Below are 25,976 nucleotides of genomic sequence, written 5' to 3'. Positions count from 1 at the left end.
GAGCTCCCTCCGCGGCGGCCTCGGCCGTTTCCGTGTGCGCTGCGCCTACTGCCGCTCCGCCCACCACTTCTTCAGCGCGGAGACGGCCGTCTCGTGGTCCATCGGGCCGTGTTCCAAGCGCATTTCCAGCATGTGCTTGTAGGCCTGCCCCACCTGCGGGCCCGGCGGGATGTCCAGGATCCCCATGATCTCGTTGCCGTCGAGGTCGGGCCGGATCGCGTCGAGCTGCTCCTGCTCCTGGAGGCGCGCGATGCGCTCCTCCAGCGAGTCGTACGCCCGCGCCAGCGCGGCCGCCTTGCGCCGGTTGCGCGTGGTGCAGTCCGACCGGGTCAGCTTGTGGAGCCGGTCGAGCAGCGGGCCCGCGTCCCGCACGTAGCGCCGCACCGCGGAGTCCGTCCACTCGCCGGTGCCGTAGCCGTGGAACCGCAGGTGGAGTTCGACCAGGCGCGCGACCTCGTCCGTGACGTCCTTCGGGTACTTCAGCGCCTTCATGCGCTTCTTCGTCATGTGCGCGCCGACCACCTCGTGGTGGTGGAACGAGACCCGCCCGTCGTCCTCGAAGCGCCGGGTGCGCGGCTTGCCGATGTCGTGCAGCAGCGCGGACAGCCGCAGCACCAGGTCGGGGCCGCCGGGCTTCTCCAGGTCCATGGCCTGTTCGAGCACGGTCAGGGTGTGCTCGTAGACGTCCTTGTGCCGGTGGTGCTCGTCCGACTCCAGCCGCAGTGTCGGGAGTTCCGGCAGCACGCGGGCGGCGATGCCGGTCTCGACGAGCAGCAGGAGGCCCTTGCGCGGGTTGTCGGACAGCACGAGCTTGGTGAACTCGTCGCGCACCCGTTCGGCGGAGACGATGTCGATGCGCTCGGCCATCGCGGTCATCGCGGCCACCACCTCGGGGGCCACCTCGAAATCGAGCTGGGCGGCGAACCGGGCGGCGCGCATCATCCGCAGCGGGTCGTCGGCGAACGACGACTCGGGGGTGCCGGGGGTACGCAGCACGCGGTCGGCGAGGTCGGCGAGGCCCCCGTACGGGTCGACGAAGGTGGTGCCGGGGAGGTCCACGGCCATCGCGTTGACGGTGAAGTCGCGGCGGACCAGGTCGTCCTCGATGGAGTCGCCGTAGCTGACCTCGGGCTTGCGCGAGGTGCGGTCGTAGGCCTCGGACCGGTATGTGGTGATTTCGATCTGGAAGTCCTGCTTGCGGCAGCCGACCGTGCCGAAGGCGATGCCGACTTCCCACACCGCGTCGGCCCACGGCCGGACCAGGGCGAGGACCTGCTCGGGGCGGGCGTCGGTGGTGAAGTCGAGGTCGTTGCCGAGGCGCCCGAGGAGCGCGTCCCGGACCGAGCCGCCGACCAGGGCGAGGCGGTGCCCGGCCGCGGCGAATCTGCGTCCGAGGTCGTCGGCGACGGGTGCCACGCGCAGGAGTTCGGCGACGGCGCGGCGCTGGACGACGGACAGCTGGTTCGACGCGCTCGCATGCTCGGCGGGCGCGGCCGCCTGGCCGGCGGGCGCGTCGGGCACGGCGGCGTGCGGGGTGTTCTTCGCGTGGGGCACGACGTACAAGGGTACGGGGACCGTGCCCGGCGCTCGTCACCTTTATGGCGTCACCCACTCCGCGGGCGCCCCGAGCCGCCCGCCCGCCCGGCCCCGAACGCCCCAGCGACGACCCCAGGACGACCCGGCAACCGGCCGCGGAGCGAGGATCGGGCAGTCCGCGCGCGGCGATGGGGTGATCTTGTATCCCCCGCGCCCGACCCGGCGCACTAGGATTTCAGGATGCCCTCTGAGACCAACCCGCCGCGGCGGAGGCTCAAGGCGGTCGAGGAGCACTCGGCCGGTGGCCTTGTCGTGGACCGGGACACACTGCGGGCCGCGCTGATCGCACGCCGCGATCGGCGCGGCCGGTTGGTGTGGTCGCTTCCCAAAGGGCATATCGAAGACGGTGAGAGCGCGGTCGAAGCCGCCCTCCGCGAGGTCGAGGAGGAGACCGGCATCGTCGGCCGCGTCCTCGCCAAGCTCGGGGTGATCGACTACTGGTTCACCGCACCCGACCGCCGTGTGCACAAGACCGTCCACCATTACCTGATGGAGGCGGCAGGCGGGGATCTTTCCGACGACGACATCGAGGTCGAGGCGGTGGCGTGGGTTCCGTTGGGCGCGCTTTCGGCCCGGCTCGCGTATCCCGACGAGCGCAAGCTCGCGGTGCGGGCTCCGGAGCTGTTGGCGGACACGGCGTGATCCGTGCCCGGGCCGGCGCGGGACGCGCGGCCGCAATACTGCTCGCCGTCCTCATGCTGGCCGGTCTGGTGACCGTGCTGCCGGGGGTCCCCCGCGCGGGTGCCGCCGAGTCGGGCGGCATCGACGTTGCACCGACGAGCGTGTCGTCGCCCGTGCTCACGTCCAAGGGCGCGCCGCTGGTCCTCGGGTTCGACTTGGCGAACACGACCGGGCGCGACCTAGACCAAGTGACCGTGCGCGTGCGCATGAGCCAGCCGCTGACCCTCCGCGGCCAGCTCGCCAACGAGAAGGCGCAGGGGACGCCGCTGACCGACAAGGAAGCGGCGTTCAGCGTGTCCCGGTTGGCAGCGGGCCAGCGCGCCTCGGGCCAGGTGAAGATCAACCTGGAGAAGGTGCCGTCGCCGTTGTCGACCGGCAAGGACGGGAACGCCACGTACGCGTTCACCCTGGAAGCGTCCGCGGGCGGTGATTCCGCCGGTTCGGCGCGCGTGCTCGTGCCGTGGATGCCGAACGCCCCGACCAAGAACAAGACCCAGCTCGGCGTCCTGTGGCCGCTGGTCGACCAGCCGCGCCGGGACGGCACCACCATCCCCGACGACCAGCAGACGCCGGTCTTCGAGGACGACGGCCTCACCGCCGAACTGGCGGACAAGGGCCGCCTCGACCGCCTGGTCGCGGCCGGCGACAAGCTCGGCGACAAGCTCACCTGGGTCGTCGACCCGGACCTGCTCGACACCGCCGCCGCCATGCAGCGCGGCTACCGGGTCGCACCGCCGCCCACCGCGGAGAGTACGAACGACCGCGACGCGCGCAAGGACCGCAAGAGCGGCGACAAGAACGGCCAGGCGACGCCCGGAACCGGCGACGGCGACACGGGGGCGGAGTCCCTGGCGAACCCGCGCACCGAGGACACCACGACGCCGGGCACCGGCGGTCCGGTCGCCGGGACCTGGCTCGACCGGCTCCGGGCCGCGACCGCCCAGGGCACGGTGGTCGCGCTGCCCTACTCCGACACCGACGTCGCGACGGTCGCCCACGCGCCCACCACCGCGGGCACCGACCTGTCCGCCGAACTCTCCGGCGCCGTCGCGCAGGGCGGCGCCGCCGCGCAGCGCGTGCTCAACCGGCCGGTGCGCACCAACCTCATGTGGCCGATCGAAGGCGGCGTGGACCCGTCGATCGTCGCCCTCGCGAAGACATCCGGCGCATCGATGCTGGTGGCTTCCGGCAGCGGCATGCCGACGAAGAAGTCGCTCAACTACACGCCTTCCGCGCGCGCCGAGGTCGGCCCGCAGCTCGACGCGATCGTCACCGACCCGCGCATCGACGCGCTGCTCGCCCAGGACGCGTCGGCGCCCGGCCGCAAGATCGAGATCCAGCAGCAGCTGATCGCCGAGCTGTTCACCATCACGATGGAGGACCCGAACCGGCAGCGGACGCTGCTCATCGCGCCGCCGCGGAACATGTCGGCGGACCTCGGCGAGGTCCTCGCACAGGCCGTCACCACGGCCACCACGGCCGCGGCGTGGGCCGACATCGCCTCCCTCGACAGCGTCGCGCAGTCCGCCCTCGGCGAGGAGCGCACGGTCAAGCCGTACCCGCAGGAGCTGAGCCGGACCGAGCCGAGCCCGCGCTACCTCAAGGCCATCCCGGAACTCCAGCAGTCGCTGGCCACGTTCGCGGCGATCCTCACCAAGCCCGAGCGGGTCACCGGGCCGTACACGCCGGCGGTGTTCGGCACGCTGTCCACCGCGTGGCGGGCGCCCGGCCTGGACGCCGAAGCGTTCCGGCTCGACGTCGCACGCAGCCTCCGGGTCCTCGAACAGCTCGTCTATATCGCGCCGAAGTCAGGCGTCACCTTGTCCGGCGACAAGGGCAAAATCCCGGTCACCGTGGTGAACCGGCTCACCCAGCCGATCTCCATCCGCGTCGAGGTGACCTCGCGCCAGCCCAACCGGCTGAGCCTGACCCAGGCCGAAGCGGTGACGATCGAACCGGGCCGCACGCGCGCGATCGAGGTCGAGGCGGAGTCCGCGGCCAACGGCAAGGTGCTCGTCGACGCCCGGCTGCTGACCCCGGACGGCAGCGGTGCTTTCGGGCCGGGACAGACGTTCTACGTCAACACCACCAGCATTGACGGCATCACGTTGGGCATCATTGGAGTCATCGCCGCGCTGCTGCTCCTGTTCTCGCTCCGGGCGTACCTCCGCAGGCGGAGGTCCGGGTCGGGACGGGACGAGGGCGAGGAGCATCATAAGGACGACGGCGACGACGGTCCGGAGGGCGGACCGGGCACGTCCGGGCATCCGCAGGACGACGGGGCGCATCACCGGGGGGACACGACGGGGCACACGAGCTGGGATCGGCCGGGAGACCATCACGCACCGGCTTGACCGAATATGCGCCATATTTTCGCGTTCTGGCACAATATCCGCGAACATACCCGCGAACATGTGGCGTCGGGACCACCGCTTGCCGGGTCCCGAATGAGAAAGTGGGCACCTGGAGCCGACTGACGACCTACTGATGCGGAAGACGAGGACCTGGCCCGTATGAACGACCGGAGCGACGAACGGCAGCCGTACGGCGGCGCCACGGACGACCCCGGCGACGGGCGCGACCCCTATCTGACACCGCATCAGGACCCGTACGCGGCCCCGTACGGCCAACCGGTCCAGCCCGGGCAGCACTACTCCGACCCGGCCCACGAGTACGCCCCCTACGCTCAGCCCGCCGCCGCGCAGACCGGCGGCGACCCGTGGTTCCGCGACGACGACGGCAGCGGTGGCGCGGGCCTGGACGGCGCGTTCTCCCCCACTCCGCAGGCCCCGCCCGTCGACCCGGGCTACGGGCAGCAGCAGTACGGCCAGTACCAGCAGGCCCAGGCGTACGGCGACCCGCAGCAGGGCGGCCAGTACCCGCAGGGCGGGCAGTACACCGACCCGTACGCGCAGCCCGACGACGGGCAGCACTACGGCTCCCAGGTCCCCTACGGCCAGAGCGGCGCCCAGGTGCCGCCCCCGTACGCCCCCGAGCAGCAGCAGTACGCCCCCGAACAGCAGCAGCAGTACGGGAATCAGCAGGCCCAGCACGGTCACCCGCCGGACCCGGGCTACGGCGGCCACTCCGGCTACGACCAGCCCGGCGCCGTCCAGGCGTACCGCGAGCCCGAGCCCCAGCAGCCCCAGTCGGGCGGCCGCGGCTCCGGTTCGGGTTCCGGCGGCTACGGCGGCGGCTGGGGCGACTACGACCGCCCCGGCGGCTGGCTCATGGACCAGACGCTCACCGGCATCCACCTCGGACTCACCGGTGAAATCGGCATGCCCACGTACACCGAGGCGTACCAGCGGTACGAAAGCCGCCAGCGCGCCGAAGCCGAAGCGGCGGCCGCGGCCGCCGTCTCGATCGCCGAACCCGACCTGGCGCCGCTCCCCGGCCCCTCGCAGTCGCCCGTCTACCGGCTCCCCGGCAGCGGCGCCGAAGAGCGCATGGCCGGCATCCCGGTCGGCGGCAAGAAGGGCGGCAAGCTCTCCGGGATGATGCGGTCCAGCGCCCTCATGGCGTCGGGCACGATCGTCTCCCGCATCACGGGCTTCGTCCGCAGCCTCGTCATCGCCGCGGCCCTGGGCACGGCCGTGTTCGCCAACACGTACAACGTGGCGAACACGATCCCCACGATGCTCTACATCCTCGTCGGCGGCGGCGCGCTCAACGCGGTCTTCGTCCCGCAGCTCGTCCGCTCCATGCGCAACGACGACGACGGCGGCGAGGCCTACGCCAACCGGCTCCTCACCCTGGTGATGACCGGCCTGCTGGCCCTCACCGGCATCGCGGTGATCGCCGCCCCGTGGCTGATCCGCATCATGGCCAACTCGCTGGCCAAGCAGGACGCCGAGTTCGAACTGGCCACCACGTTCGCGCGCTACTGCCTGCCCATCATCTTCTTCATGGGCCTGCACGTGATGTTCGGGCAGATCCTCAACGCCCGCGAACGCTACGGCCCGATGATGTGGACCCCGGTCCTCAACAACATCGTCATCATCATCACCTTCAGCCTCTACATCTGGGTCGCGGGCACGCAGAACAGCTCCGGGATGACCGCCTCGCGCATCACCCCGGACGAGGCCCGGCTACTCGGCATCGGCACCCTGCTCGGCATGGTCGTGCAATCGCTGGCGATGGTCCCGTACCTGAGAGCCGCCCGCTTCCACTTCCGGCCGCGCTTCGACTGGCGCGGGCACGGCCTCGGCAAGGCCGCGGGTCTGGCCAAGTGGACCTTCCTGTTCGTCCTCGCCAACCAGGCCGGGTACCTCGTGGTCACCCAGCTCGGCAACGCGATCGACAGCAACGCGCAGACCGAAGGCATCACGTACGGCGTCGGCTTCTCCGCCTACAGCAACGCCCTGCTGGTGTGGCAGTTCCCGCAGGCGGTGATCACCGTCTCGGTCATGGCGGCGATGCTCCCGCGCATGTCGCGCGCCGCCGCGGACAACGACGCCGCATCGGTGCGCGACGACATCTCGGCGGGTCTGCGGCTCTCCGGCGTCGCGATCATCCCGTGCGCGGTGCTGTTCGTGGCGCTCGGCCGCGACATCGGCGGCCTGCTCTTCGCCCCGACCGGCGAGGACAGCGCGCACTGGATCGGCTACATGCTCGCCGCGCTGGGCCTCGGCCTCATCCCCTATGCGGCCCAGTACGTCCTGCTGCGCGGTTTCTACGTGTACGAGGACACCCGCACGCCGTTCCTCAACACCGTGTGGGTCGCCGCCTCCAACGCCGCCCTCGTCGGCCTCGCCTACATCGCGCTGCCGACCAAGTGGGCGGGCGTCGGCATGGCCGGCGCCTACGGCGCCGCCTACGTCATCGGCGTCTTCCTGGCCGCCGGCCGGCTCAAGAAGCGGCTCGGCGACCTCGACGGGCCCCGTGTCACCCGCACCTACACCCGGCTCTTCGTCGCCGCGGGCATCGGCGGCGCTGCGGCGTTCGCGGTCGCCCGCGTCGCGACGGGGGCGCTCGGCAGCGGCTTCGGCGGCTCGCTCGCCGCGGTACTCGGCGGCAGCGTCGTGATGTTCGGTGTGTTCTTCGTCGCGGCCAGCAAGATGCGGATCGAGGAGATGTCCGCGATGACCGGAATGGTGAAGGGCCGCCTCGGCCGCTGACCCCCGCAGCGGGCCGCACAAGCCCCGAAGTGACCGGGAAGTGATCGTGATGATCACCAATCGTGGCCCACAATGCCTGTGTCAGATGAGACGATAGTTGTCACAAGTGGCATCGTTTTGACGCGGCGTCCCGTGCAAAATCAGCCACATCACGGTTCCAACGCGCGTTTTCCCGTGTCATGGATCACGATGGGGCGTACGGATGGTGCCCGCCGGCGCATCGGGGTAGGAGAGCCCGGGACGCCGGACGGTCCAACCACAACGGCGGGAGCAACCGGTTGCTCCCGTCGCGAGTCGTATCAAGTGGCGGGCGTGCTCCGGGGTCATCAGGCGCCGCTCGTACGATGGGGCGGGCTATGAGGAGGGTGAGGATACGGTGACGGACCGGACCGCAGGCTCCGTCAACCTGGTCGAGGACGGTCCGTCCGAGGCCTCCGACACCACCAAGACCTCCGATACCGGGGGCCCGTCCGCGGGCCGCAAGCCCACCGACCCGAAGGCTTCCCAGGTCGCGATCGAGACGATGCCCATGAGCACCCTCGACGAAGACGACATCGACGGCGAACTCGACGGTGGAACCGACGGCGTGGCCGACGGCACCGCGAAGTCCGGTGGCGCGCCCGACACTCGGCGCACCGGCACACCCAAGTCGAACAGCGCGTCGAACACTTCGAACGGTTCCGCGCCGAGGAACGGCACCGCCGCCTCGGCGCCCGGGAAGTCCCCCGCCGAAGCCGCTGCCTCCCCCGCCGCCGAAGGCGGTTCGACCGACGCCGCGGAGGAAACCGGAGCGCCCGCCTCCGGACCCGGGAAGTCCGACGAGCCGAAGGGCCGTTCACTCGGCGACATCACCCGCGGCACCCGGCTCGCGGACCGCTACCGGCTTGAGGACAAGCTCAGTTCGCACGGCAAGAGCGCCACGTGGCGCGCCGTCGACGAGAAGCTGCGCCGCGCGGTCGGCGTCCACATCGTCGTCGCGGGCAGCGAGTACGCGCGCAGCGTGATGGCCGCCGCGCGGGCCGCCGCGCTGGTGGGCGACCCGCGGTTCGTGCAGGTGCTGGACGCCGCCGAGGAAGACGGCCTGGTCTACGTCGTCAAGGAATGGCTGCCGGACGCCGACAACCTCGCGACGCTGCTGGCCACCAACCCGCTGCCGCCGCACGAGGCGTACGAGATGACCCGGTCGGTCGCCGACGCCATGGCGGTCGCGCACCGGGCCGGGCTGTCGCACCTGCGCCTCGACCCGGACAACGTGCTGCGGATGCACACCGGGCAGTACAAGATCGTCGGCCTGTCGGTGGAAGCCGCGCTGTACGGCCACGACACCACCGACGCGGCACGTGACGACACGCGGGCGATCGGCTCGCTGCTGTACGCGTGCCTGGCGCGGCGGTGGCCGGACAGCGAGGCGTACGGCCTCGCGCAGGCGCCCCGCGCGGGCGGCAAGCTGTGCAGCCCCGGCCAGGTCAAGGCCAACGTGCACAAGCCGCTCGAAACGATCGCGATGCGGGCGCTCGGCCACGAGGTCAAGCACCAGGCCCCGTTCGAGGCACCCGAGGACGTCGTCGCGGCGCTCGCCGCGATACCCCCGATCCTGCCGCCCGAGCCGGAACCGCCGGTCAGCGCGGCGGGAGCGGACTTCGACGACGAGTACACCCCGACCGCGGTGCTGTCCCCGCACGGCGGCTTCACCAGCGGCCCGCCGCCGGCCGTCCGGCGCCCGGTGCCGGCCGGTCCGCCGCCCGCGCTCGGCGGGGGATTCGGCGGCGCGGTGAAGGTGATCGTGTCGCTGGTCGTGCTGGTCGCGGTGGTGTTGGCGACGTGGCAGATCGCCGTGCACTTCAATGCGCAGAAGGACGACAACACGCCCCCGTCGCCGTCGCCGGGGACCGCGTCGGCACCGCAGGCGCCCGCGGCACCGCAGAAGCCGACGGGATTGAACATCGTCGGCGCCAAGGAGCTGAACGTCGACAAGAACGGCAGCCCGGCCAGCGCCCAGAACACCGACGACATCGCCAAGTCCTTCGACGGCGACCCGACGACGTTCTGGCGTACCAGCTCGTTCTACGACGGTCCGCCGATGAAGCTCCGCGACGGGCTGGGCATCGTCTACGACCTGGGCTCGGAGCAGGAACTGCGGACCGCGCACGTCAAACTGATGGCGGGCGGGAACTACACCGAGATCGAGCTGCGCGCGGCACCGGCCGGCAGCGGAGGCTCCCCCTCCTCGCTGTCCGCGTTCACCACGCTGAAGAAGCAGAAGACCTCGGACGCGGACCTGGACTTCACGCTCGACCAGCCGGTCAAGGCGCGCTACGTCCTGGTCTGGATCACCGCGATGCCGCACCGCACGAGCAACAGGGACATCGGCGTCTACGAACCCGGTTACCAGGACAGCATCGCGGAAGTCTCGTTCACCAGCTGACCGGCTCACCCGTCGGGCGTCGCGGCATGCCAGGATGACTCCCGGGAATTCCACGTCACCGGGGGGTGAGCTTGGGCATCGAGTCCGCGTACGCCGAAGTCGGCGACGCCGAACTGCTCGGGCTGCACGCCTCGGGCGACGCACACGCGTTCGGTGAACTGATACGCCGTCACCGCGACCGGCTGTGGAGCGTCGCGCTCCGCACCCTGGGCGACCGCGAGGAAGCCGCCGACGCCCTCCAGGACGCCCTGGTGTCCGCCTACCGGGCGGCAGGACGGTTCGAGGGCCGCTCGGCCGTCACCACGTGGCTGCACCGCATCGTGGTGAACGCCTGCCTCGACCTGGCCCGCCGCAAAGCGGTCCGTCCCGCGGTGCCGCTGCCCGACGACCTCGACCAGCGGCTGCCGTCCCCCGCCGGGGAAGACCCCGCGGTCCGCGGCGAGACCCGCGACACGCTCCTCTCCGCCCTGGCCACGCTGCCGGCCGACCAGCGCGCCGCGCTGGTCCTGGTGGACATGGAGGGCTACCCGGTCGACGAGGCCGCCCGCGTCCTCGACGTTCCGGTCGGCACCATCAAGAGCCGCTGCGCCCGCGGCCGCGCCCGGCTGCTGCCGCTGGTGCGCCATCTGCGCGACGGGAACCGGGTTCCCGGCCCGGCCGTCAGACCGACAGGCGACAGGGTCGCGCACCACGACGGGCACAAGGACGGAGGTGTGACGCGATGACCGCGGAGAACCGCGTGGTCGGCCCGGACGGGCACGTCGACGTCGACTTCCTCGCCGATTTCGCCGAGGGTCTGCTGTCCGGTGCGGACGCCGCCACGGCCGAGGCGCACATCGCCACCTGCGCGGACTGCCGCGCCACCTTCGACGCGCTCGCGGAAGTCCGCACGCTGCTGGCCGGCCATCCGGCCGAGCCGATGCCCGCCGACGTGTACGCGTCGATCCAGGACGCACTCGCGGACGCCGCCGCGGCGGACGCGCTGCTTGCCGAAACCGGCTTCCGACCCGCCGCGGCCACACCGGCGTTCCCGGCGGCCGATGCGGATTCCGACGCGGACTGGGCGGACTTCGCCGCCCCGCGCCGGGCACGGGCCGTCCCGGCGGCACCGATCGCCCCGGCCCCGGCACCTACAGCTCCGTCGGCTCCGTCGGTGCCGCCCGTGCCGCAGCCTCCGGCCGGCGACGGTGCCACCCGGTTCCTCGGCGCGGCCCCCGCGCCGCATGCCGCACCGCCCGCGCCCCGCAGCGCCACCGACCCCACGCAGGTGCTCGGTGCGGCGCCGGGCAGTTCCGGCAGTGCGGGAGCCGAGGACGCCACGCGGGTCATCGGAGCCGGCGACGTGCACCCGTTCGGAGTCGCCGCGGTACCGCCGATGCAGCCGCCCCCGCCGCCGATGCCGGCCCCGGGCAGTGCCCCCGGCGGCGGGCCGGTGGTCGCCCTGGACAGCGCACGCCGCCGCAAGCGCCGCTACTTGCTGCTCGCCGCGGCCGCCGCCGGCGTCGTGCTGGTCGGTGTGGGCGCGGTCACCCTGCTCGGTTCGTCGTCCGACGACAGCAAGACCAACGCCTCCGAGAAGGGGTCCGTCGCGGAGGCGTCACAGCCGCGCGACGCCGCACCGTCGGCGGGTGCGTCCGCACCCACCCGCACCGGTGGCGGCCAACCCGGAGCAGGTACCGCAGCCGCACCGAACGCCCCGGCGAGCAGTCCCACCACACTGCCCGCCTACACGCGCGCCGATCTGTCGGTCCGGGTTTCCGCGATGCTCGACCGGCAGACGTCGGCGGCGACCGGCGTGAAGCCGGGTGCCACCACGTCGTCCGACCCCGGCCGGACCCAGCCCGACCGGGAGACCCCGGTCACCCTGCCGGCCTGCGTGAGCGCACAGTCCAGGCACGACAAGCCGCCGACCGCCGCGGAACTCGCCCGCTACGAAGGACGCACCGCATACGTGCTGGCCTACGCCGAACCGGGCAGGCGCAACGCCGAGGTGGTCGTCATCGACGCGTCCTGCGCCTTCGCGCGGCCCGGCAGCGGCGACCAGACGTCCGGCGTGCTGCTGGAGACCGTCGTCCAGGTGCGCTGAGCCGGCGGCGGACCGCCGGTGGTCGGAGCGGGAATGGCGCGCACCTAGGATCGGTTGAGCGGAACGTGCCGCCTGCCCGCCCGACGGGGGGCGGCTCCGCAACCGCCGGCAACAGCCGTCCGAAACGGTCGGGCGGCTCGACGAGAAGCAGGGATGGGTCCCAGCGTGAGCGACGTCCGCAACGTGATCATCATCGGTTCCGGCCCGGCCGGATACACCGCCGCCGTCTATGCCGCTCGCGCCGACCTGAACCCGCTGGTCTTCGAAGGCGCGGTGACCGCCGGCGGTGCGCTCATGAACACCACCGAGGTCGAGAACTTCCCCGGCTGGCCCGAGGGCATCATGGGCCCGGACCTGATGGACAACCTGCGCAAGCAGGCCGAGCGCTTCGGTGCCGAACTGGTTGCCGACGACATCGTCGAGGCCGAGCTGGAAGGCGACATCAAGGTCGTCAAGGACGGCTCGGGCAACGTGCACCGCGCCAAGGCGGTCATCCTCGCGACCGGGTCCGCGTACCGCGAGCTGGGCCTGCCGAACGAGAAGGAACTGTCCGGGCACGGCGTCTCGTGGTGCGCCACCTGCGACGGCTTCTTCTTCCGCGGCCAGCACATCGCCGTGGTCGGCGGCGGCGACTCGGCCATCGAAGAGGCCACGTTCCTGTCCCGGTTCGCCGAGTCGGTCACGGTCATCCACCGCCGCGAGGAACTCCGCGCGTCGAAGATCATGCAGGACCGCGCGTTCGCCAACGAGAAGATCTCGTTCGCGTGGAACAGCGAGGTCGCGGAGGTCGTCGGCGACGGCAAGCTCACCGGCGTGAAGCTGCGCGACACGGTCACGGGCGAGCTGCGCGACCTGCCGGTCACCGGCCTGTTCATCGCGATCGGCCACGAACCGCGGACCGAACTCCTCAAGGGCCAGATCGATCTGGACGAAGAGGGATACGTGAAGGTCGCGCACCCCACCCAGCACACCAACCTGACCGGCGTGTTCGCCTGCGGCGACGTCGTCGACCACATCTACCGCCAGGCGATCACCGCGGCCGGCACCGGCTGTGCCGCGGCGCTCGACGCGGAGAAGTACCTGGCCGACCTCAAGCACCGCGAGGAAGCCGCGGTCTGATCCGCCGCCGCTCCGCACGCTCCCCCGGCACCCCGCCCCGCGCGGGGTGCCGCCCCGGGGCCCCGGCCCCGCCCGCACGCCCACCCCGTGCCCGTCCGAACCCATCCCGGCACCAGCCCGACCCGAGGAGGCCGCCATGGCCGAGAACACCGTGAAGGTCACCGACAAGACCTTCGACGCCGACGTACTCATGAGCGAGAAGGCCGTGCTCGTCGACTTCTGGGCCGAGTGGTGCGGCCCGTGCCGCCAGATCGCCCCGGCGCTCGAGCAGATCGCCGCGGAGCACGGCGACAAGCTCACCGTGGCGAAGCTCAACATCGACGAGAACCCCGAGATCACCACGCGCTACGGCGTGATGTCGATCCCGACCCTGCACGTCTACAAGGGCGGCGAGATCGTCAAGACGATCGTCGGCGCCAAGCCGAAGTCGCTCCTCCTGAAGGACCTCGCCGACTTCATCTGAGCCCACCCTGTGCGGGCTCCGCAGGAAAGGCGTCTCCCGGAACCGGGAGGCGCCTTTTCCGCGTGTTGGGGCCGGGGACCCGGCCTGCCGCCGGAGACCCGCGCGACCCGCCGCCCCGGGTCCGTGCGGACGTCACGCGGAACGGCTTCCCCCACCCCGTCGAAGGCGGTTGGATGACGCTTCGCCGCGCGTACGATCGGGTGTTGCGACAACCTCGGGAGGATTCCGTTTCATGACCCTGCAGCGGCAGTACCGGCGCGGAGACACCGGCCCCGCGGTCGCCGAGATCAGGTCGAAACTCGTGCTGCTCGGTCTGCTCGACGCGGACGCCCGAGCGATACCGGCCGAGAACCGCGACCGCGGCGACGCCTTCCCCGACGACACCGTCGAGGCGGTGTTCGACGACGCGGTGGACCGCGCGGTGCGGCACTTCCAGCAGCAGCGCGCGCTGACCATCGACGGCGTCGTCGGCACCGAGACCTACCGGCAGCTCGACGAAGCCCGCTGGCGGCTCGGCGACCGCGTGCTCAGCTACTCGGTCAGCCACATGCTCGTCGGCGACGACGTCGCGACCCTGCAGCAGCGGCTGCTCGACATGGGCTTCGACTGCGGCCGGGTGGACGGCATCCTCGGCGCCGCCACCGAACGCGCGCTGCGCGACTTCCAGCGCAACTACGGCCTCCGCGCAGACGGCACGTGTGGACCCGCGACGTTCCGCGCCCTCGACCGCCTCGCCCGCACCGTCGTCGGCGGCCACCCGCACGCCATGCGCGAATCCGAACTCATCCTTCGCTCCGGCCCCGCACTGGCCGGCAAGGTCGTGGTGATCGACCCCGGCCACGGCGGCGGCGACCCGGGCGTCGTCGCGCAAGGACTCGGCGAAGCCGACGTCGTCTGGGACTTGGCCCGCCGCCTCGAAGGCCGGCTGTCCGCGCTCGGCGTCCAGGCCTACCTGACCCGCGGTCTCGACGGCGACGGACCCGTGCCCGAAGAGCAGCGCGCCGCATTCGCCAACGCCACCAACGCCGACCTGGTCATCTCGCTCCACTCGGACCGCAACGACAGCCCGCACGCCCGCGGCGTCGCGACGTTCTACTACGGCAGCGGCGACCACCACGGCCTGCGCTCCCCCACCGGCGAGAAGTTCGCGGGCCTCGTCCAACGCGAACTCTGCGCGCGCACCGGCATGGTCGACTGCCGCACGCACGGCAAGGCCTGGCCGCTCCTGCGCATGACCCGGATGCCCGCCGTGCGGGTCGAGCTGGGCTACCTGACCAACCCGGACGACGCGGCGCTGCTCACCCAGGCGCTCTTCCGCGACCAGGCCGCCGAGTCGATCGTCGTGGCGCTCCAGCGGCTCTACCTGCCGCCGGACCAGGACGAGCCGACGGGCATGCTGCGGCTCCCGGCGTTCACCTGACGGTTCGTCCGGCGCCCGACCCGCGGGCTCCGACACCTGTCCGCACACGAGGGCGGCGGCAGCCTTGCGGCGCCGCCGCCCTCGCATGTTTCACGTGAAACCGCGCCTCGGAAACGTGCGCCGCGGTGCGCCCGAAAGCACGTGCGCACCGCCGTGCATGTCGTGAGAGGGCGTCAGGCGCCGTACTCGGCAAGCGGTTCGCCGACCGCGATCGGCCGGGGCACCCCGGGCAGCCGCCGCTCCGCACCGGGCAGCTGGCGCAGCGGCACCGCGGGCCCGTCGGGCAACCAGGGGTCCTCAGCCCGCGTCTCCGTCCGTGGTGCGGCCAACAGCCCGGCGACGAACCCGCCGGCGATGCCGATTCCGAGACCGGTGATAACCCATCGCACCGTGCGCATGGGGCCTCCAGAATGGGTGGTTACGCCATGCCGCATCGTAATCGTCCCGAGGGCGGCATACCGAATACGCCTGCACGGCGCAGTCGGTTGCTTCCCTCAGCGCCCCCGCGGCGCCGCCCGGCCTGCCGCCCGCGGTACTCCTATGGCGGCAATCACAGGGCGCGGACGTGTCCGATTTCGGATACTCGATGCACGGCCACGGCCGCCGCACCCCAGCGTCGGCCGGATACCCGTCCGCCGGACACCCGCCAAACGAAGAACCGATAACCACAGACCGACACCACGCCGACCGTCCGGACCCCCGGCGGCACCGGCATCGCCTCGAGGAGGCTGGTACGTGAACGTCCCGCAGAGCACCCCCGGATCCCGACTCGACAACTACGTCGACCGCTACGCCGCCCGCACCGCAGGCATGACGGCATCCGAGGTCCGCGCTCTGTTCGCCGTGGCATCACGGCCCGAGGTCGTCTCACTCGCCGGCGGCATGCCGAACCTCCACGCGCTCCCGATGGACGCCGTCGGCGACGCCGTCGCCCGGCTGATCCAGGAGCGCGGCACCGTCGCCCTCCAGTACGGCTCCGGCCAAGGCGACGAGACGCTGCGCGGGCAGATCTGCGACGTGATGCGCCTGGAAGGCATCGAGGCGCACCCGGACGACGTGACCGTGACGGTGGGCTCGCAGCAGGCCCTCGACCTGGTGACCCGGATCTTCGTCGACCCGGGCGACGTGATCCTCGCCGAGGCGCCCAGCTATGTCGGCGCGCTGTCGACGTTCGCGTCGTACCAGGCGAACGTCGTGCATGTGGAGATGGACGACGACGGGCTCGTCCCCGAGCACCTGGAGAACGCCATCGCGGCGGTGAAAGCCTCCGGGAAGCGCGCCAAGTTCCTCTACACGATCCCCAACTTCCACAACCCGATGGGCGTCTGCCTCTCGGCGGAACGCCGGGCGCGGATCCTGGAGATCTGCCGCCGGGCGGACCTGCTGATCGTCGAGGACAACCCGTACGGGCTGCTGGGCTTCGACGGCGACCCGATGCGCGCCCTGCGCGCCGACGACAGCGACGGCGTGGTCTACCTCGGATCGTTCTCCAAGACCTTCGCCCCCGGGCTGCGGGTCGGCTGGGCGGTGGCCCCCCACGCGGTCCGCGAGAAGCTCGTGCTGGCCGCCGAGGCCTCCGTGCTGAGCCCGCCGGTGTTCTCCCAGATGACCGTCTCCACGTACCTGGAGACGCAGCCGTGGCGGGCGCAGATCAAGAACTACCGCGAGATGTACCGCGAGCGCCGCGACGCCATGCTCGACGCGCTCAAGACCCATATGCCGCCCGGCACCACGTGGACGAACCCGAGCGGCGGCTTCTTCGTCTGGGTCACCCTCCCCGAGGGCCTCGACGCCAAGGCGATGCTGCCGCGCGCGGTCACCGCCCGCGTCGCTTACGTACCCGGCACCGCGTTCTACGCCGACGGCTTCGGGGCGTCGTCGATGCGGCTCTCGTTCTGCTTCCCGACGCCGGAGCGCATCCGCGAAGGCGTCCGGCGGCTGGCCGGCGTCATCGCCCAGGAGCTGGAGCTGCGCGCGATGTTCGGCGGCGCTCCCGGTGCCGCGCCCGGAGCTGTGCTGCCGCCCGGCTCGCCGACCACGCAGGCGCCTGGGCCCGATCTGGCTTAGCCGGGGTCGGTCGGGGGAGGTCCGGTTGCCCGGGCCTCTTCCGGCGGCCGGGTTCGGGTCGGCCGGGTCGGCCGGTCCGGCTCGGTAGCTCGGCTGAGGTTTCCCGTGAAACATCGTCGCCCGGTCCCGCTTCGGGCTGACGGTGATGTTTCACGGGAAACCCCGGGCGGTCTCGGCCACCGGTTTTCCCGACCCCGGTCCACTCCGACGGTCCCCGCGACTGTCTTCCCACCGCGTTCCGGAGGTATACGACTGACATGCCTCCGACGCCCCCTTCGAAAGGACCACGGATGAGCGACCTCGGCCGCGTCGTCGTACTCGCCGGCGGACTCTCCCACGAACGCGACGTCTCGCTGCGTTCGGGCCGCCGTATCGCGGATGCCTTGCGGGCGATCGACGTGGACGTCGAGGTGCTGGACGTCGACGGGCGGCTGCTCGCGACGCTGGCCGCCGACCGCCCCGACGTCGTCTTCCCCGCGCTGCACGGCGCCTACGGCGAGGACGGCGCGGTCCGCGACGTCCTCGAACTGCTGGGCGTCCCGTACGTCGGCTCCACCCCCGACGCGTGCCGTCTCACGTTCGACAAGCCGATGGCGAAGGACGCCCTGCGCGCCGCCGGGGTCCGCACCCCTGACTCGGTGGCGCTTCCGCACGACACGTTCCGCGACCTCGGCGCGGCGGCGGTGCTCGACGCCATCGTCGCCCGGCTCGGCCTCCCGCTGTTCGTCAAGCCGGCCCGTGGCGGCTCGGCACTCGGCGCCTCGGTCGCCCACACGGTCGCCGAACTCTCCGCCGCGATGGTCGGCGCGTTCGCCTACGGCGACGTCGCGCTCGTGGAGACCTACCTGACCGGCACCGAGGTCGCGGTGTCCGTCGTCGACACCGGCGAGGGGCCCGAGGCGCTGCCGGTGGTGGAGATCGTGCCGGACACCGGCGTGTACGACTACACGGCCCGCTACACGGCCGGAATGACGGAGTTCTTCGTCCCGTCCCGGCTCGCGCCGGAAGCCGCTCAGGCGGCCGTACAGGCGGCTCTGACCGCCCACCGCGTGCTGCGGCTGCGCGACGTGTCGCGCACCGACCTCATCGTGGACGCGGACGGCACCCCGTGGTTCCTGGAAGCGAACGTCGCCCCGGGGATGACGGAGACCAGCCTGCTCCCGCAGGCGATCACCGCCGCGGGGCTGGATGCGGGAATCCTGTACCGCGAACTGCTGCAGCGAGCGGCGGTGCGGGGGGCTTAGCGGGTTGAGGGGGCTCCGGTCGAGCGGGCAGACGACGGCTGGGTAACCAGCGTGCTGACCGGCCGCGGCTGACCCGGCGAGGGTGGGCGCGCTGGCGGGGCCAGGGCTGCCAGGCCAGGCCGAGCGCCGCGGCGTGGTCGGCCGGAGGGGTCGGCCCGAGGAGCCGGCTGAAGGAGTCGACTCCGGAGGGGCCGACTGACGGGGTCGACCGGCTTGGCCATCCGGCCGCCCGGCGCGCGGACTGCATGGCCTACGCGCCGGCCGGGTGGTGAAAGGCCGAGGCCGACCGGCTCACCAGGCTCACTGGACGGCCGACTGACCGACCGACTTGCCGGTACACCAAGCACGCGGCCCCCGCCCGGATCATCTGGGCGGGGGCCGCGCCGTATCAGCGGAAGGTGCGGGCAGCTTCCGACGCTGCAGCCACCGCTCACCGTTTCACGTGGAACCGTGGACGGCAGCGGTGCGGTCCACGGGCTGGCCGACGCATCACGCGCGCCGGCTCCACCCGAATCTCCCGAGCGGGCCCGCATCCGGGTGGTGCCGTCGAGTCTGCCGCCCGACCGCCGTGTCCCCCGGGACCGCGGACGGCAACGGCGCGGGCCACAGCTGGCTGTGTCTGGCTGACTGGTTGACGCATCACGCGCGCGGCGTCCACGCGGCTATCCCGAGCGGGCCGGGCCGCATCCGGGTGGTGCCGCCGCGTCGGCCGCCCCGGCTGCCATGTCGCGCGGAACGACCGGCGGTCAGCCGTGCGCTCACTGGCTCACTCACTTACTGCCGACCCGGCTCATCGGCTAACTGGCTGACTGCCTGACGCACCGCGCTCGCGGCCCCACCGGAATCAACCGAGCGCGACCGACCTGCATCCTGCTGGTGCCGCCGCACGGTCAGCGTGTGGCCGCCCGACCCCCGTTTCACGTGGAACGGTCGGCGGCAGCCGAGAGGCTGAATGGCTCGCTCACTTGCTGCCCGCTCGGCTCCCTGGCGAGCTGCCTAACGCACCACGCTCGTGGCCCCACTCGGATCAACCTGAGCGGACCGACCTGCATCCGGCTGGCTGGTGCCGCCGCACGGTCAGTGTGTGGCCGCCCGACCCCCGCTTCACGTGGGATGGCCGACAGGTGCCGCAGCGACCGCCCCTGCTGTTTCACGTGGAACGGCAGACAGCAGGCGTGGGTCGTTCGCGGTCTGACGCACCAAGCACGGGGCCCACCGAGATCTCCCCAGGGGTCGATCGCACCGCATCGCGGGGGAGCTGCGGCAAGCGCCGGCGTAGTTTCCCCCGTGCAACACGGCGGTCGGCAAGCGAAGCGGCTGGCGGCTGACGGCTGACGGCTGACGGCTGACGGCTGACGGCCACGGTGCCGCGTTTCACGTGGAACGCCTGCCGACGTCGACCGGATACACCGCCGCCGTCTCCACCTCCGCCGCCCGACCCGCCCCCTCCGTCCTCGAACCTCCGCAGCCACGCCACCGGCACGGTGTGGCTCACGTTTCACGTGGAACAACTCTCCCGCGACATGACGAAGGCCCGACAGATCACTGTCGGGCCCGTCATGTCTCCGGCTCGGGTCCTCTCGGTCCTCCGGTCGCCGCGTGGGTCCGGCTCGGCCGGCTGCGGCTCGGCCGGCTGCGGCTCGGCCGTCCGGCTCAGCGCACCGGGTCAACCGCCTCCGCGGTGCTCTGCGCCGGAACGTCAGCAGCCGAGGCGAAGCGCGCCGCAAGCGCCTTCCCTTCGCCGGGCGCCATCACCGCGAGAATGCGCTGCAGGTCCTCGATCGACGCGAACTCGACGACGATCTTGCCCTTCTTCTGCCCGAGGTCGATGCTCACGCTGGTCTCGAAGCGGTCCTTGAGCCGGTTCGCCAGATCGTTCAGCTCGGGTGCCACGCGCTTGCCCGCACGCGGTCCGGGGCGCTTCGCCGTCGCGGGCCCGTTCTGTTCCTCGTCGAACTGCCGCATGCGGACGATCTCCTCGACCGACCGCACGGAGAGCCCCTCGGCGATCGAGCGCCGGGCCAGCTCGATTTGCGCCTCGGGGTCCTTGAGTCCCAGGAGCGCGCGGGCGTGCCCGGCAGTCAGCGTGCCCGCGGCGATCCGCGTCTGGACCTCCGGCGGGAGCCGCAGCAGTCGCAGCGTGTTGGTCACCTGCGGGCGCGACCGGCCGATGCGGTCGGCGAGTTCGTCCTGGGTGCAGGCGAAGTCCTTGAGGAGCTGGTCGTAAGCGGCCGCCTCCTCCAGCGGGTTGAGTTCCGCGCGGTGCAGGTTCTCCAGGAGCGCGTCCAGGAGGAGCTTCTCGTCCTCGGTCTCGCGGACGATCGCCGGGATGTTCTCCAAGCCTGCGATCTGGCTCGCCCGGAACCGGCGCTCGCCCATGATCAGCTCGTACCGGTCCGCCCCCAACGGCCGGACGACGACCGGCTGCAGCAGGCCGACTTCCTTGATGGAGACGACCAGTTCCTTCAGCGGTTCTTCGGCGAACTCGGAGCGCGGCTGCCGCGGGTTCGGCGTGATCGCGGTCAGCGGGATCTCCGCGAACCACGCGCCGGCCACCGTCATGGGCGCTTCGGGCTCCCCGGGCGCCCGCACGTCCACCGCCGCGGCCGGGTCCTGCTCCGGAGCGCCGAGACCGGTCGCGGCGGGCGCGGTGTGGTCGGGGAGAACCAGCGGCCACGAGGTCGGGGACGTCGGCGCGGCGGGTTCGGGCAGCGGCCTGGTCAGCGCCGCTGCCCCGGATCCGGCGCCCGCCGGAATGAGCGAGCCCAGCCCTTTGCCCAGTCCCCTGCGCGGTCGATCGTTCACTATGCCCCCTTCGCTTCTGCGGCGATTCCCCGAAGCGCGATCTCGCGCGCCGCCTCAAGATACGACAAGGCGCCGGTGGATCCCGGATCGTAGGTCATCACCGTCTGCCCGTAGCTGGGCGCCTCGGAGATCCGCACGGAGCGCGGGATCGACGTGTTCAACACTTCGGCGGGGAAGTGGTCACGCACCTCTTGGGCGACCTGCGAGGCCAGGCGGGTGCGCGCGTCGTACATGGTCAGCAGGATCGTCGAGACGTGCAGATGCGGGTTGAGATGCCCGCGCACCAGCTCGACGTTGCGGAGCAACTGGCCGAGCCCTTCCAGCGCGTAGTACTCGCACTGGATCGGGATGACCACCTCGCGGCCCGCCACCAACGCGTTCACGGTGAGCAGGCCAAGCGAGGGCGGGCAGTCGATGAGGATGTAGTCCAGCGGCTGTTCGTAGGCGTTGATGGCGCGCTGGAGACGGCTTTCCCGGGCCACCAGCGACACCAGCTCGATTTCGGCACCGGCGAGATCGATGGTCGCGGGCGCGCAGAACAGACCTTCGACGTCCACCACGGGCTGGACGACCTCGGCGAGGTCCTTGCCCTCCACGAGGACGTCGTAGATCGACGGCACGCTCGCGTGATGGTCTATCCCCAGGGCCGTGGACGCGTTCCCTTGCGGGTCGAGGTCGACGACCAGGACGCGGGCGCCGTGCATCGCAAGGGCCGCGGCGAGGTTGACGGTGGACGTGGTCTTGCCGACCCCGCCCTTCTGGTTCGCCACGACCATGACCCGCGTTTCGGCGGGACGCGGCAGCCCTTCGGCGGCTCGGCCCATGGTCTCGACGGCTTGGCGGGCGGCGCGGGCGATCGGCGTATCGTCGACCAGGGCATCGGCCGGATCGGGTCCCGTTTCACGTGAAACGTCGTGGAACCCGGGCTCGTCGCCCGCCGGTCCGGATGGATAGGGGTCGCGCGGCCCGGGGACTGGATCGGCGGATGTCCGGGCGGTGACGTCGGACGACAACGGTCCACTCTCCTCTGCTGCCAGAACCCCGGCGGAGCGGCGCGCACCGCCGGCACTCTCAGAGCCTGCCATGTTCGAGGCCGACTGCGTGGGCGAGGGACCAAGGTGCCGGGGCGTGGGGCGACCGGGGACTTCGATCTCAGCGTTTCCCCAGGTGCGCTTCCATGGAAGTCGTCGTTTCACGTGAAACACGATGCCCGGCGCCGCGCCCTCGGACCTTTACGACACACCGGGCAAGTCTCATATCAATTACACAGACGGGACAAAGAGGACTCGCCGCGGTGGGTTTGACTGGGCCGTTCCCGAGTCAGCGACGGCCCGAACGGCCGTTGCGGCCGGTGCCCTTCGTCGCCGCCCGCCCGCCGCGCGCACTCTTGCGGGCGCTCTTCGACGCGGGGCGCACGACATCACCCATCCGGACGCGAACAACCGTGGTGAGCGGTTCGACGATCCCCTCGCCGACCTGGACGACGTCCCAAGCGACGGCGCCGAGCTTGCGCAAATCCGCTTCGGACTCCTGGAGTTCGGTGGCCGCGGAGTCGCCCTTGAGGGCCAGCATTTCGCCGCCCGAGCGCAGCAGCGGCAGTCCCCACCCGGCGAGCTTGGAGAGCGGCGCGACGGCGCGGGCGGTCACCACGTCGGACTCGATGCTGCCACGCACCTCCTCGGCACGCCCGCGCAGCACGGTGACGTTCTCCAGGCCGAGTTCGCGGACGACTTCGTCGAGGAAGGTCGTCCGGCGCAACAGCGGCTCGACCAGCGTGATGCGCAAGTCGGGGCGCACCAAGGCGAGCGGAATGCCGGGCAGGCCGCCACCCGAACCGACGTCGTGAACGATCGCGCCCTCGGCGACGAGTTCGGCCAGCACCCCGCAGTTGAGGAGATGCCGCTCCCACAGCCGTTCGACTTCACGTGGCCCGATCAGGCCGCGGCGGACCCCGGCGTCGGCCAGGATGTCGGCATACCGCACTGCCTTGTCCAGGTTGTCGCCGAACAACCGTGCCGCGGAGGCAGGAGCCTCCGGCGCGCGCTCCGCACCGGCCGCGCGCTCCGCGCGCCGACCCCGGCCTTCCTCATCCGCTGACTGGTGTTCCACGTGAAACATCATCCCAGGAACCGCCGCGGGGTTGCCCACCAACAGGCGGGGCGAAGCTGAACTTGCCGAAACCCGCCCCGGCGCCACCACAAAAAAATCCGGCCGGGCCGCCCCGAAGGGCCACCCGGCCGGACCAAGCCGCACTTACCGCATCACGCCGGCAGCACGACCACGCACCGCTGCGGCTCCTCGCCCTCGGACTCGCTGCGCAGCCCGGCCTCAGCGACCGTGTCGTGCACCACCTTGCGCTCGAACGGCGTCATCGGGGCCATCTTGACCGGCTCGCCGGTCTCCTTGACCTTCTCGACGGCCTCGGTCGCCTGCTGGGCCAGGTCCCTGCGGCGCTGGGCCCGGAAGCCCGCGATGTCGAGCATCAGGCGGCTGCGCTCGCCGGTCTCGCGGTGCACCGCGAGCCGGGTCAGTTCCTGCAGCGCCTCCAGGACCTCGCCGTCCCGGCCCACGAGCCGGTCCAGGTCGCCGGCGGCCTCGTCGCCCTCGGCCGGGATGACCGACACCGACGCCCGACCGCCTTCGACGTCCATGTCGATGTCGCCGTCGAGGTCGGCGATGTCGAGCAGCGCCTCCAGGTAGTCCGCCGCGATCTCGCCTTCCTGCTCGAGGCGGCCGATGTCGTCCGCGGTCAGCGTGGCCTTCCGCGAGGCGGTCTCGACGGCGGGGGTCGTGCCTTCCGTCACCGGGGTACTCCTTTAACGCTTCATGTCTGCGGGGGCCGGAGAAGCCGGTCGGCCGGGCCGGGACGGGCCCGAGAATGCCGCCGGCACCCGGTCAGGACTTCTTGCGTCCCTGGTTCTTGCGCGGCTGGTTGCGGGTCTGCGCCTGCTTGCGGGCCTGACCGTTGGCCGCGCCACCCGTGGACGCGCCCTCCGACGCGTTGCCGTTGGCCGTCGGAGGCGTCCGGGCCGTGGAGCCCTTCACCGCCGGACGCTGCGGCTGCGAGCCCGAGGTTCCGTGGCCGCCGCCCTTGCGCTGCGACTTCGTGGTGGCCTTCGGCTGAACGCGCTTGGCCGCGCGCTCCTTCTCCTCGGCGATCTTGGCCTCGTACTCGGCCGCGTCGACGATCTCGCCTTCCGGCGTCATGACCTTGCCCTGGCGCTTGGCCTTCTCCGCGAGGCGCTCCTGGCGCTGCGTGAACGCGATGCTGCCCGGGGTGGGGTTGCGGCGGATGACGATGAGCTGCTGGCCCATGGTCCACAGGTTGGTGGTCAGCCAGTAGACGAGGACACCGACCGGGAAGTTGATGCCGAAGACGGCGAACATGACCGGGAAGACGTACATCAGGATCTTCTGCTGCTGCGCGAACGGGTTCGCGGCCATGGCAGTGGGATCCGTGTTCTTCACCATCAGCTGGCGCTGCGTGATGAACTGCGACGCCGACATCAGCAGGATCATGACGACGGTGACGATGCGGACGGTGGTGAGGTCCGCGCCGAGGCTCTGGATCTTGGCCTCGGAGTCGAGGAACTTGGCGGCCAGCGGGGCCCCGAAGATGTGCGCGTTCTTCGCGCTCTCCACGAGGCTCTCGTTGATGAAGCCGACCGTCTTGCCGTTCGCGATGTTGCTGAGCACGTGGAACAGCGCGAAGAAGAACGGCATCTGCACAAGGATGGGGAGACAGCTCGAAAGCGGGTTCGTCCCCGTTTCCTTGTAGAGCTTCATCATCTCCTGGGACTGGCGCTCTTTGTCGTTCTTGTAGCGCTGCTGGATCTCTTTGATCTTGGGCTGCAGGATCTGCATGTTCCGGGTGGCCCGGATCTGCTTCACGAACAGCGGGATCAGACAGATCCGGATCGCGACCACGAGACAGACGATCGAGAGGCCCCAGGCCCACCCGCTGTCATTCCCGAAGATCGGGCCGAACAGCTTGTGGAACTGGACGATGATCCAGGAAACGGCGTCGTAGAGGGGGTTCAAGATCCCCACGGTCAGGCTCCTCGGGCGATGGTTTTCGTACCGGGCACGTGATCCGCATGGGTGTGGTCAGCGGTGCACTCGGTACGGGAGGTCTGCTGCGCCTCGGGGGCTGTCCCGGAGGACCGGAGACGCCATGGGCGGCGGGTACGCGGCGGGACGAAGTCGACTCCGCCGGAGTTCCAGGGGTTGCAGCGCAGGATGCGCCAGACGGTCAGGTACGTGCCCTTGATCGACCCGTGTGTCTTGATCGCCTCGTAGCCGTAGCGCGAACAGCTCGGGTAGAAGCGACACACCGGGCCCAGCATCGGACTGATCGTCCACTGGTAGACCCTGATCAGTCCCATGAGCAGGTACTTCATGGCTTCGCTCCTGGCTGTGCCGACCGCCCGAGCAGGCGTCCGAGCGCCGCGTCGAGGTCTGCGGCCAGGTCGGCGAAATCCGCGTCCGCGGCGGGCGGCAATGCCCGTACCACGACCAGGCTACCGTCCGGCAGCGCGGCCAAGCGGTCGCGCACGAGGTGCCGCAGGCGCCGCTTCACCCGGTTCCGCACCACGGCGGGCCCGACGGCTTTGCTCACGACGAAACCCGCACGCGGCGGCGGGGCTCCCCCCGGAGTCACGTACGGGTCGGTGGCATCGGCGGCCGAGCGGCCGGCATCGCCCGCGGACCGGCGGTAATGCACCACCAGCAGCGGACGCCCGGCCCGGCGGCCGCGGCGGACCGCGGCGGCGAATTCGTCGCGGTGCCTGAGCCGGTTAACGGGAGGGAGCATCGACGACCCCCTCTCCTGGACAGGCCTGACCGGATGCTTCAGAGGAAGAAACGGCGGGGCCCGCTCCAACGTGCCCGAAGCACGTTGTGGAGCGGTCCACCACCGTTCTCATCCGGCTGCCATCCGGCGTCGGTCCG

At 71.5% G+C, this 25,976-nt stretch carries 20 protein-coding genes; 11 read left to right on the top strand and 9 right to left on the bottom strand.

What is annotated here, in order from left to right; translation table 11 throughout:
- Positions 1-45: 45 nt before the first annotated feature.
- Complete coding sequence (locus tag ACPA54_RS14495) at positions 46-1,554, bottom strand: CCA tRNA nucleotidyltransferase (RefSeq protein ID WP_423529622.1); 1,509 nt, start codon at positions 1,552-1,554, stop codon at positions 46-48.
- A gap of 222 nt (positions 1,555-1,776) precedes the next feature.
- Here ACPA54_RS14495 and ACPA54_RS14490 point away from each other — a divergent pair, with 222 nt between their 5' ends.
- From ACPA54_RS14490 to ACPA54_RS14450, 9 genes are all read left to right on the top strand, one after another.
- Positions 1,777-2,238 carry an NUDIX hydrolase gene (locus ACPA54_RS14490; RefSeq protein WP_423529620.1) on the top strand — a complete coding sequence of 154 codons (462 nt, stop codon included), beginning with the start codon at positions 1,777-1,779 and terminating at the stop codon, positions 2,236-2,238.
- Positions 2,235-4,631, top strand: a complete 2,397-nt coding sequence (locus tag ACPA54_RS14485; RefSeq protein ID WP_423529618.1) for a DUF6049 family protein — start codon at positions 2,235-2,237, stop codon at positions 4,629-4,631. The genes ACPA54_RS14490 and ACPA54_RS14485 overlap by 4 nt, the downstream gene beginning before the upstream one ends.
- A gap of 159 nt (positions 4,632-4,790) precedes the next feature.
- Complete coding sequence (gene murJ / locus ACPA54_RS14480) at positions 4,791-7,397, top strand: murein biosynthesis integral membrane protein MurJ (protein WP_423529616.1); 2,607 nt, start codon at positions 4,791-4,793, stop codon at positions 7,395-7,397.
- Positions 7,398-7,773: 376 nt separating this feature from the next.
- Positions 7,774-9,822, top strand: a complete 2,049-nt coding sequence (locus tag ACPA54_RS14475) for a serine/threonine protein kinase (protein WP_423529614.1) — start codon at positions 7,774-7,776, stop codon at positions 9,820-9,822.
- Positions 9,823-9,893: 71 nt separating this feature from the next.
- Entirely contained in the window at positions 9,894-10,547 is a 654-nt protein-coding gene (gene sigM, locus ACPA54_RS14470; RefSeq protein WP_423529612.1) for an RNA polymerase sigma factor SigM, read from the top strand.
- Positions 10,544-11,908, top strand: a complete 1,365-nt coding sequence (locus tag ACPA54_RS14465) for an anti-sigma factor family protein (protein WP_423529610.1) — start codon at positions 10,544-10,546, stop codon at positions 11,906-11,908. The genes sigM and ACPA54_RS14465 overlap by 4 nt, the downstream gene beginning before the upstream one ends.
- 165 nt (positions 11,909-12,073) lie before the next feature.
- The gene (gene trxB / locus ACPA54_RS14460; RefSeq protein WP_423529879.1) at positions 12,074-13,027 is read left to right on the top strand and encodes a thioredoxin-disulfide reductase; all 954 of its coding nucleotides are present in this window, start codon (positions 12,074-12,076) and stop codon (positions 13,025-13,027) included.
- Between the two features lie 136 nt (positions 13,028-13,163).
- Positions 13,164-13,490 (top strand): thioredoxin, encoded by a 327-nt coding sequence (gene trxA / locus ACPA54_RS14455; RefSeq protein WP_345673942.1) that lies wholly within the window; start codon positions 13,164-13,166, stop codon positions 13,488-13,490.
- A gap of 232 nt (positions 13,491-13,722) precedes the next feature.
- Entirely contained in the window at positions 13,723-14,910 is a 1,188-nt protein-coding gene (locus tag ACPA54_RS14450) for an N-acetylmuramoyl-L-alanine amidase (RefSeq protein ID WP_423529608.1), read from the top strand.
- 173 nt (positions 14,911-15,083) lie between these two features.
- On the opposite strand, the gene ACPA54_RS14445 is transcribed toward ACPA54_RS14450, so the two are convergent.
- Complete coding sequence (locus ACPA54_RS14445) at positions 15,084-15,308, bottom strand: hypothetical protein (RefSeq protein ID WP_423529606.1); 225 nt, start codon at positions 15,306-15,308, stop codon at positions 15,084-15,086.
- 337 nt (positions 15,309-15,645) lie between these two features.
- Here ACPA54_RS14445 and ACPA54_RS14440 point away from each other — a divergent pair, with 337 nt between their 5' ends.
- Both ACPA54_RS14440 and ACPA54_RS14435 read left to right on the top strand, forming a co-directional pair.
- Entirely contained in the window at positions 15,646-16,977 is a 1,332-nt protein-coding gene (locus ACPA54_RS14440) for an aminotransferase-like domain-containing protein (protein ID WP_479729420.1), read from the top strand.
- A 290-nt stretch (positions 16,978-17,267) separates the two neighbouring features.
- Entirely contained in the window at positions 17,268-18,221 is a 954-nt protein-coding gene (locus ACPA54_RS14435) for a D-alanine--D-alanine ligase family protein (protein ID WP_423529604.1), read from the top strand.
- A 1,653-nt stretch (positions 18,222-19,874) separates the two neighbouring features.
- Here ACPA54_RS14435 and ACPA54_RS14430 read toward each other — a convergent pair.
- The 7 genes from ACPA54_RS14430 to rnpA all read right to left on the bottom strand — a co-directional run bounded on the left by ACPA54_RS14430 (position 19,875) and on the right by rnpA (position 25,839).
- Positions 19,875-21,026: a ParB/RepB/Spo0J family partition protein gene (locus tag ACPA54_RS14430; RefSeq protein WP_423529602.1), complete on the bottom strand. Its 1,152-nt coding sequence runs from the start codon at positions 21,024-21,026 to the stop codon at positions 19,875-19,877.
- Positions 21,026-22,111, bottom strand: coding sequence for a ParA family protein (locus tag ACPA54_RS14425; RefSeq protein ID WP_423529875.1), 1,086 nt, complete (start codon positions 22,109-22,111; stop codon positions 21,026-21,028). Before ACPA54_RS14425 ends, ACPA54_RS14430 begins: the two co-directional genes overlap by 1 nt.
- 235 nt (positions 22,112-22,346) lie before the next feature.
- Positions 22,347-23,144 (bottom strand): 16S rRNA (guanine(527)-N(7))-methyltransferase RsmG, encoded by a 798-nt coding sequence (rsmG, locus tag ACPA54_RS14420; protein WP_423529873.1) that lies wholly within the window; start codon positions 23,142-23,144, stop codon positions 22,347-22,349.
- Between the two features lie 143 nt (positions 23,145-23,287).
- Complete coding sequence (locus ACPA54_RS14415) at positions 23,288-23,830, bottom strand: Jag family protein (RefSeq protein WP_345673949.1); 543 nt, start codon at positions 23,828-23,830, stop codon at positions 23,288-23,290.
- Positions 23,831-23,921: 91 nt separating this feature from the next.
- A complete protein-coding gene (yidC, locus tag ACPA54_RS14410) occupies positions 23,922-25,076 on the bottom strand; it encodes a membrane protein insertase YidC (protein WP_423529599.1) in 1,155 nt (384 codons plus the stop codon).
- 2 nt (positions 25,077-25,078) lie between these two features.
- The gene (gene yidD, locus ACPA54_RS14405; RefSeq protein WP_345673951.1) at positions 25,079-25,426 is read right to left on the bottom strand and encodes a membrane protein insertion efficiency factor YidD; all 348 of its coding nucleotides are present in this window, start codon (positions 25,424-25,426) and stop codon (positions 25,079-25,081) included.
- Positions 25,423-25,839, bottom strand: coding sequence for a ribonuclease P protein component (rnpA, locus tag ACPA54_RS14400; RefSeq protein WP_423529597.1), 417 nt, complete (start codon positions 25,837-25,839; stop codon positions 25,423-25,425). The genes yidD and rnpA overlap by 4 nt, the downstream gene beginning before the upstream one ends.
- Between the last annotated feature and the right edge of the window lie 137 nt (positions 25,840-25,976).

This window comes from Uniformispora flossi (genome assembly GCF_049534875.1).
Classification (GTDB): Bacteria; Actinomycetota; Actinomycetes; order Streptomycetales; family Streptomycetaceae; genus Yinghuangia; species Yinghuangia aomiensis.
This window is presented reverse-complemented; position numbering and strand designations above follow the sequence as displayed.